The 11331-nt window shown below is 47.0% G+C and carries 8 protein-coding genes and 5 pseudogenes; 8 read left to right on the forward strand and 5 right to left on the reverse strand.

The genetic code is table 11. The features are described 5' to 3' along the window. Positions 1-250 precede the first annotated feature (250 nt). The 3 genes from HMPREF3096_RS31270 to mobI all read right to left on the reverse strand — a co-directional run bounded on the left by HMPREF3096_RS31270 (position 251) and on the right by mobI (position 2335). Positions 251-754 carry a TraI domain-containing protein gene (locus HMPREF3096_RS31270; protein ID WP_223371558.1) on the reverse strand — a complete coding sequence of 168 codons (504 nt, stop codon included), beginning with the start codon at positions 752-754 and terminating at the stop codon, positions 251-253. Positions 755-1083: 329 nt separating this feature from the next. Further along, entirely contained in the window at positions 1084-1872 is a 789-nt protein-coding gene (locus tag HMPREF3096_RS01215) for a hypothetical protein (protein WP_032731957.1), read from the reverse strand. 13 nt (positions 1873-1885) lie between these two features. Continuing rightward, positions 1886-2335, reverse strand: a complete 450-nt coding sequence (mobI, locus tag HMPREF3096_RS01220; protein WP_223371556.1) for a conjugative transfer protein MobI(A/C) — start codon at positions 2333-2335, stop codon at positions 1886-1888. A gap of 591 nt (positions 2336-2926) precedes the next feature. Between mobI and HMPREF3096_RS31275 the strand changes: the two genes are divergently transcribed. Further along, complete coding sequence (locus HMPREF3096_RS31275; RefSeq protein ID WP_004117878.1) at positions 2927-3196, forward strand: hypothetical protein; 270 nt, start codon at positions 2927-2929, stop codon at positions 3194-3196. 1646 nt (positions 3197-4842) lie between these two features. Here HMPREF3096_RS31275 and HMPREF3096_RS01230 read toward each other — a convergent pair. After that, positions 4843-5073: pseudogene (locus tag HMPREF3096_RS01230) on the reverse strand (hypothetical protein); the annotation flags it as partial. A gap of 198 nt (positions 5074-5271) precedes the next feature. On the opposite strand from HMPREF3096_RS01230, the pseudogene HMPREF3096_RS01235 reads away from it, so the two are divergent. The 6 genes and pseudogenes from HMPREF3096_RS01235 (at position 5272) to HMPREF3096_RS01260 (ending at position 9861) form a co-directional block, all read left to right on the forward strand. Continuing rightward, positions 5272-5993, forward strand: a pseudogene (locus HMPREF3096_RS01235) (DUF969 domain-containing protein). Further along, a pseudogene (locus tag HMPREF3096_RS01240) lies at positions 5990-6976 on the forward strand (DUF979 domain-containing protein). Before HMPREF3096_RS01235 ends, HMPREF3096_RS01240 begins: the two co-directional pseudogenes overlap by 4 nt. 9 nt (positions 6977-6985) lie before the next feature. Continuing rightward, positions 6986-7981: a DUF2891 domain-containing protein gene (locus tag HMPREF3096_RS01245; protein ID WP_032731961.1), complete on the forward strand. Its 996-nt coding sequence runs from the start codon at positions 6986-6988 to the stop codon at positions 7979-7981. 115 nt (positions 7982-8096) lie between these two features. Beyond that, positions 8097-8829, forward strand: a pseudogene (locus HMPREF3096_RS30745) (DUF4113 domain-containing protein); the annotation flags it as partial. A 121-nt stretch (positions 8830-8950) separates the two neighbouring features. After that, positions 8951-9394, forward strand: a complete 444-nt coding sequence (locus HMPREF3096_RS01255) for a type II RES/Xre toxin-antitoxin system antitoxin (RefSeq protein WP_032731962.1) — start codon at positions 8951-8953, stop codon at positions 9392-9394. Further along, entirely contained in the window at positions 9391-9861 is a 471-nt protein-coding gene (locus HMPREF3096_RS01260) for an RES family NAD+ phosphorylase (protein WP_023329005.1), read from the forward strand. Before HMPREF3096_RS01255 ends, HMPREF3096_RS01260 begins: the two co-directional genes overlap by 4 nt. A gap of 181 nt (positions 9862-10042) precedes the next feature. On the opposite strand, the gene HMPREF3096_RS01265 is transcribed toward HMPREF3096_RS01260, so the two are convergent. Further along, positions 10043-10231, reverse strand: coding sequence for a hypothetical protein (locus HMPREF3096_RS01265; RefSeq protein ID WP_023329006.1), 189 nt, complete (start codon positions 10229-10231; stop codon positions 10043-10045). A gap of 694 nt (positions 10232-10925) precedes the next feature. Here HMPREF3096_RS01265 and HMPREF3096_RS30235 point away from each other — a divergent pair. Then, positions 10926-11300 (forward strand): annotated as a pseudogene (locus HMPREF3096_RS30235) (helix-turn-helix domain-containing protein); the annotation flags it as partial. Positions 11301-11331: the final 31 nt, after the last annotated feature.

Here is an 11331-nt window from a genome sequence, read left to right on the forward strand (position 1 = left end):
GTGCCAGTCGTCACTGCCGTACTGGCTGCCCTGAGATGTAAACAGAGCCAACAATAATCATAATATCTACCTGAGGCTTTGAGTTTCTATCATGGCGTACTGACGATGAGTTGAAACCATTGATATTAAGAGTATTGATATTGTCTTTCAGAATCGCTATGGCTCGGGCATTAGTATCTGATGCCCGAATAGCGAATTGTTTATCATACCGATAGCTGGTATCGGCGCCGGTGGAATGCCAGTCGGCCGTTCACATGCATCGAGAAATAAAATCATCACTGATTGTACAATTACCTAATGCCGACAGCATTTTATCGTACAACCGTTCCTTGATTACGTCGCTCAAATAATTAAGGCACGTATCGTTTAAGCAGCGTTCAAGGAATACAGGTGCCCGCACGGAATGCTCGTTAGCCTGCCTTTTAAGCAATATAACTTCATAGGAAAAAATACGGTTTGACTTTGCCCAGCCCATCAGACTGGATGAGAGTGGACTCCATGTGATTTTAACGTCCGGGGTGGAGGAAATAACGTCGACATCAAATATCTTGCCGGTGTCATGTAAAAGCCAACAAATAAAGGCTGCATAAAGATAATGACCTTTTCGGATCTGTTCTTCATCCTGTAGACCAATGGGGAGTAATTCAGTGCTGTACGCAAATTTTAAAGCGAGGAAAGCCGTCTCTAAACTGTTTGTTAGTAGTTCCCCTGTACCGGCATGGTGATGGTTTTCAGACGCAGGTAAAAGATGTATCCAGCATGTATATTACATCAATGGCTTAATGACCAGATTAGTGAAGGTACAGGCCTTCTCACTCAGGTCTGAATTTGGCAGACCGATATACCTATTGATTTACTGTAACCGGTTTGCATGTACGGATAAAATCGCATACTCTGAAAATAACGTTATACACACAGGATTACTTGGATAATCACGGTATATTTGCACATCCTTGATAGGCGTGTGCGGGATATCGTACTCATCATCTGTATCAAAGATAATGTCGTGGTCATACACTCCAAAGAGGGAGTCCCTGATTTAAAAAAAAATGCCCAGATATAATACTCATATCAACCTGTGAGTTATTGTGCCGAAACAGGAGTGGCAGAAGATTGTGTTTTGTCAGATGGCTTGCCAGAGCCTGCCACTTCCTCTGGTTTTAATGTCTGCTCACTGCCAGTATCAGCTGAAATGTCAATGTAACCGGACTGAGCAAGGGCCTTCGGTTCGAGACTGGCAATATAAAGTTCCACCGATTTAAACCGCTTAATGCTCTGGATGAATGGTAATATGTCGTATTTTCCATTCACACGATTTTCAACGTTCAGTATTTTAGTAATCTTGTCCATAGCAACCTGCAGTGAGCTCAGGAGTTGCAAGATAATTCGGTCATGAACCTGTTGTGATATCTGACCGCATAACCACAACTGGTGTGCCTGACGAGTCAGGACGTTGGCGGTCTGGATAATATCCAGCAATTTATAGAACAATGGGTGGTTCCAGCGAATTTCAAATATACCATAGTCAAACCCTTCGTATGATGAATCATCCAGAAGTAGTCTGGCGACATTTTTGTCAATCTGCTCATTGAGGGTATTTACATTACCCGACAGTTCATCGTAAACACCGGAGAGCCATTTCTGAACTTTAGTGCTTGTCGCCTGGTCACCTTCTACCAGGCGGAAAATATTATAAATTGCATTGGAGATGGCGTTAAACTGGCGCAGGCAGGCTCTGTTTTTTTCATGAAAGTGTGTATAGAAATCACTTGAAAGTGGCTTTAATTTTGAAATGACCATCCCTAAAGGAAGGTTATTTACAGCGTTTCGTTGATTACGCGGTTCAGTTTTTGGGGATGCGTTGCCAGCCATTATATTAACCTCTTCAGTTTTTCCAGTCTTTTGATGTCGGCCAGTTTTCGTTGATGGTATTCCGCGAGTAGTTCACGGATTGGTTTAATTTTTTTTCTGTTTCCTGGATCATCTCCAGTTCCCAGTCCAGGGTATTTTTAAAACAACTAACGCTGTAACCTATGAGTTTAGGTTTAACAACCACGCCATGATGTTTAATTTTGTTTTTGAACCTGGGCGAAAAATCTTTCAATACAATTGTCAGCTTTTGCGACGATCCAACCTTTCTCAGCACAGGAGCAAAACGACCGGATATAAATCTTCCCCCGTTTGCATACGAGGTCTGGGATATCAGTTGATTCCGCGCCTTCCAGGCCTCCCAGTATTCATCCAGAATTTTTGATGCCTCTGATTTCAGTAACTCGATATAGCGAACCGAGTTCTCGATAACGATTTCCTGATGTGCCGTAATTATCGGGTTCATATCAACTCCTCCAGCAACACAGACTACAGGAATCCAGAAAGAGTTCTCTAAACTAACAAGGGTGTTTGCATTTTTTTTAAATTTTTTTGTGCTCATGTCGTTGGCAAAAAAATAACTTTCTTGTGAGCTCGTCCAATAACCTCTGCCTGTGGCCCGCACGGTGTGCGTTCCATCCCCGGAAAACCACTCCACGCAACCGTGGAGATGGGAAAAGTAACTTTATTTGCGAACCAGTAATAGGTACCCTTATACATAAGTAACTATTTGCAAAAAAAGTACTAATGAAAGTGTAGGCGTCCAGTCCTGCCATTAGTACCTTTCACAGGAAAAAGTACTAATGAAAATCTATCCTCATTAGTACTTTTTTGATGAAAAGGTACTAATGAAACCGAGCAAAACTTTGCAGTTTCTATAAAAAGTGCCTAATGTTATAAGTACCAGTACAAGGTAAAAGGACAGGGCTTTTTTATAATTTAGTATCTAATAATATTAGTGCTTGTTTTTTTGGTAGTATCTCTGAGATGGCTTTGATATAATAACAGACCTTTAGTAACCGTATGTAGCGCGATTTAAAAGTACTCTGGAGAGCGTATGGACGTACAACCCAACGTACAGACTGACACGGTCATTAAGGCGTTTCTCCGCTCGGAGTTGCAGTTGATACGGAGTCAAAAAAAACTACTCAGTGTGTTGCCTCGTGATCTCGCGTCCGACTACCGCTATATACCGGAGAACCTGCTGGAGCGGTTTTTCCATCCTGCCACTGATGCGCGTCTAAATAGAATTGCCCTGTCAGAAGCCAGGCCAGGCAGCCTGCTAGTTCCCGTGTCAACGGGAAGCCTGTTTTATGGGGTGAGTTAATAAAATTAATCCTGGATGACTCTCAGTTACTGAAGTTTGAAACGTACGGCAGACCTTTTAACAGTACCGAGATGAAACCAAATGAGCCATGCGAATTATTGAGCGGGAAGCAGTCTGTTTATAAACCCGTCGATCTTGAGTTATTCAGGAAAAACATCGTCTCTATACAGATGAATTTCCTGGTCAATCTATGGAATCTGGCCAGATTTAAACCAGCTTATGTTAGGGCTTATTTGGCCCTGTCTAATGACGCTTTCATATGCTCCTCGATACAGAAATGTCCGCCTTTGTGGAGGTGACAAATGTGGTTCTCTTTCCCCGGTTTATAACCTATGATACCGGACGTCGTGATCACAAAGTATATGCATGAGGTTACGAGATTATGGCTGATGTTCTGGAAGGTTTAATCCTCATGGGAAATATGGGAAACTTACGGTTCGAATTTTCTCTTAAAGATTCACATGAGAAGCTTAAATTATTTTGGCGATGTCTGGATGTTATATAGGTTAACAGACTTCACATCCTTGATATCGTAATTTGATTAAGGTTAATTCAGGTTGGAGAATAACAGTGTCCGAGCATGCTTCGCTAAAATTAAGTTTTCTGAAAACATGAAGTGGTTTTTCCTGCCGGTCGACAGAACAGGACCAGATATACGTTAAGGAGAATGCGGGTAATGGGCTTAAAAAAGAGCGAAGTAAGCTAGTTAAATAGTCTGGTAAGTGCAATAAAGTTAGTGGAGTTTGATGCCAATAAATATCCCATAATAGTTCTGCGTGGTCGTAAAGTTGTCGATGGTTTGGAGTAGATAAAAGGGGTAAATACAAAGAAAGGGTAGGTAAATGGCTCGGTGAAAAATACGCCATGTTACTCTAAAGTGTCGTTGTGAACAATACTATTCACATTTTCGGATATGACACGTAAAACCCTACAGAATCAATAAGAGAAATGTATTTTAATATAATTGTTGATTTTTTAATAAATGCGGGTATACGCTGGAATACTACTCACCCAAAGTCAATAGGGCTCTTGAAATTCTCGGCGGGATACCGGAAGCTGACTATAAAGACTATTTCCTGCCATGTAAAAAGCCCTTCAATCATGCACCGGACAGGTATTATTCCTGCCCAACATGCAGTGCAAAAAAATGACAAGTTGCTATTATGCGTTATTCTCAGTCCGTTGTTCCCTTTGAATAAAAATAATTAAGAATACATGGGAAATCAGCTTTACACACCGCAAGTATCATCTGCCATATCACTTTTGTATCGACGGAAATAACGAAGCCGTCAGATGAGAAGTTTATTTCATCTTTCAGACAGCATCCATAACCGCTTGCGTACGGTTTCTCCGGACCTTCATGTCCGTTGTGCCTCTTATTTACTCCTGCTTGACGTTCGTACAGAGTCAAAAACTGGAGACCTTAAAAACCATTTCCTGATTGTATCCTGAAACTTGTTCAGGCACTTCCACCGTTAAAAATGACTACATGTCCATTCGAGAAAATCAGGTTTGAAAAAGAGCTGGGCGCTATGTTTTCAGCCAGTCCTGATGCTGTCAGCATCCGTCTGGCCGAATACCTTTTGGGCCCATCCCGTTTTCTCCAGATGATAAAAACCTGACCGTAAGGCGAGAGTTGAGGAAATGCGGTGGTTCATATGATGTAGCAGGGAGACGTCAAAGGCGCCCATGTCAGGTTCACCCGCTGCGGTCATGCAGCGCACCATCCATTTGTTGAATGCGTTGTTGGTCATAATTAGCGCATATTCCAGCTCCGACAGCTCCGCGAAGCGATCCGACACCAGATGGCGGGAGGAAACGATCCGGCCGTCGTTGATATCGTCGTGATGGGTGTTAGCACTCTTTTCTGAAGTCATAACGATCCTTAGCAATGAATGTAAAATTATCAATAAAATAAGAATATTTTATTGATAATTTGTATGCATGTTGTTGAGGTAAAGATGTAGCTTTTTAGCGCAGGTTTACCAAACCTGACGAAAAACACAACATCGCTCGCCGCAAATTAAAAAAATAGCCGCCGGCGCGCAACGCTCACTTTCGATAGGGTAAACGTTATGGACGGTACTACACTGTTGCCGCTGATCGGGATACCGATCGTGGTTATTGGTTTTGCATTGCGCTTCAACCCGCTGCTGGTGGTCGTGGTAGCGGGGCTGGCGACGGGTTTGCTGGTCGGTATGGATTTCGGCATGCTGCTGGAAACCTTCGGTGAGAAGTTCGTGAACAGCCGTTCGCTGGCCACCTTCATTCTGATCCTACCGGTCATTGGTCTGCTGGTGTATTACGGGCTTAAGGAGCTCGCCCAGGCCTGGGTGGCGAAGATCGCTAGTGCCACTTCGGCGCGTATTCTGATGCTTTATTTTGTTGCGCGTGAAGCCACGGCCGGGCTGGGGCTGATGTCGTTGGGCGGCCATGTCCAGACGGTGCGTCCGCTGCTGTCCCGATGGCCGAAGGAGCGGCGCTGAACGAATACGGCGAAGTCCCACAGCACATTCGCGACAAAATCAAAGCCCATGCCGCCGCGTGTGACAACATCGCAGTTTTCTTCGGAGAAGATATCTTTATTGCTTTTGGCGCAGTGCTGCTAATTGACGCGTTTCTGAAAGAGAACGGCATTCAGGGTATCGAACCGCTGCATATCGGTCTGTGGGCCATTCCAACCGCCATTGCGGCATTAATTATTCATATTACGCGCCTGCTGAGCCTCGATGCCAGCATCCGTCGAGACATCATGGAATGGCGAGCAGAGCAGAGGATGCAGGAGCCCACACAATGATGACGCTTATCACCATTAACCGTGTGTATTACCTGATTGGTTTTGTCGTGATGCTGCTGGTTGTCATGACCCTTCGCGATCGCGCCAATCCAAAGCGTTTTACAACCGCGTTGTTCTGGTTTTTGTTTGGCGCGATCTTCCTGTTTGGCGACCTGATGGTACAGGAACTCGGTAAATCCTTGGCGTACCGCATCATCGGCGGCGGCGTCATCGCTATCGCCCTGCTGGCGGGATTTAGCCTAGTCGGGATAGGGTACTATAAAATGTCCACCGAGGAGGCGCGAGTTGCCTCTTCGAATATACTCAAGAACTGACTGTTCCTGCCTGCGCTGATGATCCCGATGGTGACGGTTATCGGCACCCTGTTCCTGAAAGGGGTGTCGATCGGCGGCGTGTTCCTGCTCGATCAAAAACAGCTCACCCTGGCGGCGCTTTCCGTTGCCTGCGTTGCGGCGATCCTCACCGGCTGGTGGCTTACCAAAGGAACGCCGCTGCATGCTGTTCGTCAGTCTCGTCGTCTTGTCGATACTATCGGCTGGGCGGTGATCCTTCCGCAGATGCTGGCCATGCTTGGCGGGGTCTTTATGGTGGCAAACACGGGCGACTCGGTGCAAAAGGTAGTGAGCCTGTTTGTGAACCCGGATAACCGCTTCATGCTGGTGATCATTTACTGCGTGGGGATGGCACTGTTCACCATGATCATGGGCAATGCGTTTGCGGCCTTTCCGGTATTAAGTGCCGGTATCGCGTTGCCGTTTCTGATCAACGTTCATCACGTGAATCCGGCGCCTCTGTTAGCGTTTGGCATGTACGCGGGCTATTGCGGCACGCTGATGACGCCAATGGCCGCAAACTTCAACATCGTTCCCGCCGCTCTGCTGGAGCTGAAGGACAAATATCAGGTGATCAAAATCCAAATCCCGACCGCGTTAACCCTGCTGGTGGTGAACGTGTTCTTAATGTATTTCCTCGTGTTTCGCTAAGGAGCTGTCATGGAATTAACGCAAGATAAGGCTGACGCGTTTGCCCGCATTCCTTTGACCTATTTGCGCTTGGAATACCCGAACCACATCATGCACCTACTTAATGATGATGGCGACGTGCTGCTGCCTCGTGAACTGCACCCGATTTTTTACGGTTGTTTTGACTGGCATTCGGCGGTACACGGCTACTGGCTGCTGCTGCGCTGCGTGCGTCTTTATCCCCACTTACCGTGCCAGAAGGCGATCGTTGAGCTTTTCGACCAACACCTGACCAAAGAGAACGTGGCGAAGGAGCTGGCCTATTTCACCGCACCGTTCCGCGACTCGTTTGAGCGGCCGTATGGTTACGGCTGGCTGCTGGCGCTGGCCCAGGAAATGAAACAGTCGTCGCTGTCGCAGGCCGCAGGCTGGTATCAGACGTTGGAGCCGCTTACCCAGTATATTCGCAACCGGCTGGTGGATTACCTTGCTAAACTCACCTATCCGATCCGCGTGGGGACGCACTACAACACAGCGTTTGCTCTAGCTCTGGCGCTAGATTATGCCCGAGCTGTAGAAGATAGCGCGCTTGAGCAGGCTATTCTGTCCTCTGCAGAGCGGTTTTATCTTGCCGACACGCGCTATCCGGCCCACTACGAACCCGGCGGCGATGAGTATATTTCCGGCGTCTTGACGGAAGCGTTATTGATGAGCAAGGTGTCGGCGGACTTTTCCGCCTGGTTTGACGCGTTTTTGCCGGATGTCGGCTCCGTTGCGGAACTTATGAACCCGGCGGAGGTGAGCGATCGTACCGATCCGAAAATTGCCCATCTCGACGGATTAAATCTCAGCCGTGCCTGGTGCATGAAGCACATTGCGAAAGCGCTTCCGGTCAACCATCCGGCGCAGCAGGTGCTAAGTGATGCGGTGGCGAAACACCTGACGGTGAGTGTCGAGCATGTGGTGGGCAGCCACTACAGCGGCTGGCACTGGCTGGCGAGCTTTGCGTTGCTGGCGCTGGAGTAAATAATTGAGCCGTCTTTCTTGCCGGGTTACTCTGCGCTCATCCGGCCTACAATGTATATGAATATATTGTGCTTTTCAGGCTGATGCCCTCACCACAGGGTGCAGCCTGCTCAGTTTAAACAGCACCGACCCCGTTGAGGTGATGACGGCTAGAGGAGATGTGGGGGGACGAACCACAAGCAAGCTTCATGCAATGGGCATAACCACTACGCTAGAGATGGCTAGGGCAAATCCTGTATTCATAAGATGAAACTTCACCGTAGTTCTTGAACGAACAGTGAGGGAACTACGGGGGAAAGTTGTATCGACTTGGAGGATGCTCCACCACAAAAACAACAGATAATATGCAGCAGAAGCTTTGGGCAGCGTATAACAACGTATGAATCCATGCGGCAGGCAATTTGCCAGTATGCTGAACGTGCTGCGGAAAAATTGCGCCAGGAACGTCAGTACTGCGGTCAGGTGTCAGCTTTCATAAAAACCTCGCCTTTTTCAAAACATGAACCCTATTACAGCAAAGTCTCCAGCGAACAGCTCTGCATTCCGTCACGTGATACGTGGGACATTATCGTGGCGGTGGGCCGGGTTCTGGATAAAATCTGGAAAGACGGACATAACTATGCAAAGAAGGGTGTCATGCTCAACGATTTCCGTCACTGCGGAGTTACCCAGCTACCGTTATTTGATGAAGGGAGGTCGTATGCAAACAGTGACGCGCTCATGAACGTACTGGATACGATAAACAACTCAGGCAAAGGAAAGTATGGTTTGCCGGTCGGGGCATCGCACCGGCGTGGTCAATGAAGAGAGATATGCTCTCTCCAGCCTACACACCGAGGAGGGACTAGATACCGATCGCTACACTCTGAGGCATCGCAATCAGGAGAAATTCCGTTCGTCTGCTGGTGGTTGATATTCGCTCTGTTATTTCCATTTGGGTATAATGTAAGGACCAAATGGAGGTTTGCTATGAAAACATTTAGTTTGTCCTCAACTCCAGCCAGACCACAGCGCCTCTGGCAGGTTGCCGGGTTAAATAATGCTGATGGCGTAGCGCTGCTGGGTCAAATCAATGAAGGCCTGGACGGGAAGGTGGCGAACCGGATCACTGACTGGGCCAGAATAACCCAAAATGACCTGAGAAAAATGTCCGGTATCCCGTCGACCACATTTAGCCGCAGTGTGAAGGCACGTTTTAACCCGGAACAAAGTGAACGACTGGTACGTATTATCCGCGTCATTGATCGGGCGGTAGATTTGTTTGAAGGCGATAAGGAAGCCGCACTGAAGTGGTTGAACGAACCTAACCGGGCATTGAGCTGGAAAGTGCCAGCAGACCTGATAGCATCCGAGACGGGAGCATATGAGGTCATTAAGCTGATTACGCGTCTGGAGAATGGGGTGTACTCGTGATCCTCTACAGGCTGACGAAAACAAAGAATCTTTCTACGGCCTGGACCGGATATGGTGCGAAAGAGGCTGGTGGGCGCTGGAATAGCGTGGGGGTGTCAATGGTATATGTCTCCGAAACGGCATCACTAACGATGCTGGAGACGCTGGTACACCTGCATGCGGCACAGATAATGGACTCTTTCACGCTACTGAGTATCGATGTGCCTGATGAATTGATCCAAAGCGCAAATATGGATGAATTACCGGCCAACTGGGCTGATGAGGATGCGCCTCAGGAACTGGCTGATTACGGAGATGCCTGGTCATTTACCAGGAGCTCGGTTGCACTGCGTGTTCCCTCAGCCTTATCTCCGGTAGAGTTCAATTATCTGTTAAATCCTGAGCACTCTGATTTTTACGGGATCGTGCAGATGGCTCAACAGATACCGTTCCGGTTTGATAGTCGTCTTAAACCTGACAGGAAGTGAAGCAAAGGAGGAGAGGGCGCTGTCATGATGCCTGGCGCTCCTGTCCGGTGCCACATAATAAAAGCCCGCCAGCGGCGGGCAAAGACTACACACAGCTATTACAGGATGATTCAGGCAGTTTCTTCATAAACGTTGTAATCCAGCTTTGCTCCAATGTAATTATGCAGGCTACTGGCTTTATTCATCGTGCAGCTGAACGCAGTCGAACGATCGCCTGCACTCCCGTTATGCCCATAACGGGCAATTCATACGGTTTCTCATAACTGCATTCTTCCAGCACAATAAAGGCTCCCGGCTCACTGGTCAGCAATTCGAAACCAAGACCTGAGGACTTTGTATTCCTTAATTGGTAATATGCAGTGAGTGTCATAATTGATTCCTTAAAACAATACCGATGCAAAGATATTTTTACAGGCATGGTTGAGCCTGTAAAATTTCTAATAGTTCAGAGCGCTTGTAAGTAATAATAACCTATTCTAGTGGAGCGTCAATTTGCTAAATAACTTTACCTTCATTAAATTTTCAAAGAAATACAATCAGGAATAGCTACTTTAAAAATCTCTTTCGAACATGACGCTACTGATATCTGATATTGCCTGGAGAATTTTGTCATAGGCGTACACCTCTATTTTGGCGTAAATCTTCAAACAGGTAGCTGAGTTGTTTCGTTAACATCAGACATGGGCGCAGCTGGCGAACAAGGGGGTTGTCCTGGCACTGCATTGCGTCTGCACAGAACCGTTACATTGGGCGGCGCAGAAGTGGTAACCGGAGCCTGCTGACAGAGGGAAAATTCATGACTGAACTCCAGAAAATGCCGGGGTGTATGGCATATACACGGCGAAAATAATCTTAAAAATTATCTGATTACCATCTTATTGCCCCTGGGGGGATGGGAGTGAACAGGGTATAATGGTGTCGGCGCTTGAGGCTTTTTGCCTCATGATATTTGAGTGTTTTGTTGTTGTGAGGCAGAAAGAAGAAAGCCCCGTAGGACGTTAATTTTCATTAACCAACCACATGCACTGCACCCATTTTGTTGGACTCTCTTATTGGAGAGTCCCATGACCAAACGTAAATACACCTTTGAACAACGCCTTGAAGTGGTTATGCACTATTTCGCTACCGATGATGGTTATCGGATCACATCTGCCCGCTTTAATGTACCCAGAACCCAGGTAAGAATGTGGGTTGCAGCCTATGATGCTTACGGGGAAGAAGGACTAAGACCCAGAGATAAAGGCGTTTCAATTGATCCGGAGATCAGAATTGAAGCAGTTAATGCGGTGCTTTCAGGGCAAATATCCCGGTGTCAGGCGGCAACCAAATACAAGCTTGCTGGTTCAGCCTCCATCAGCAGATGGATAGATGTATTTGATAAACATGGGGAGGAAGGGCTCAGATCGCTGCGTCTTGGCAAAAAAAGGACCCCTGAGATGTTAGGGAAGGTGCGAACAAGTTCCTGATATG

The sequence above is a fragment of the Klebsiella sp. HMSC25G12 genome, assembly GCF_001807705.1.
GTDB lineage: Bacteria > Pseudomonadota > Gammaproteobacteria > Enterobacterales > Enterobacteriaceae > Klebsiella > Klebsiella variicola.

Excerpts from the sequence above, each read along its gene's own strand:
- HMPREF3096_RS01255 (WP_032731962.1), top strand. The coding sequence starts at position 8,951 with ATGAAAACATTTAGTTTGTCCTCAACTCCAGCCAGACCACAGCGCCTC.
- mobI (WP_223371556.1), bottom strand. The coding sequence starts at position 2,335 with ATGAACCCGATAATTACGGCACATCAGGAAATCGTTATCGAGAACTCG.
- HMPREF3096_RS01215 (WP_032731957.1), bottom strand. The coding sequence starts at position 1,872 with ATGGCTGGCAACGCATCCCCAAAAACTGAACCGCGTAATCAACGAAAC.
- HMPREF3096_RS31275 (WP_004117878.1), top strand. The coding sequence starts at position 2,927 with ATGGACGTACAACCCAACGTACAGACTGACACGGTCATTAAGGCGTTT.
- HMPREF3096_RS01265 (WP_023329006.1), bottom strand. The coding sequence starts at position 10,231 with ATGACACTCACTGCATATTACCAATTAAGGAATACAAAGTCCTCAGGT.
- HMPREF3096_RS01245 (WP_032731961.1), top strand. The coding sequence starts at position 6,986 with ATGGAATTAACGCAAGATAAGGCTGACGCGTTTGCCCGCATTCCTTTG.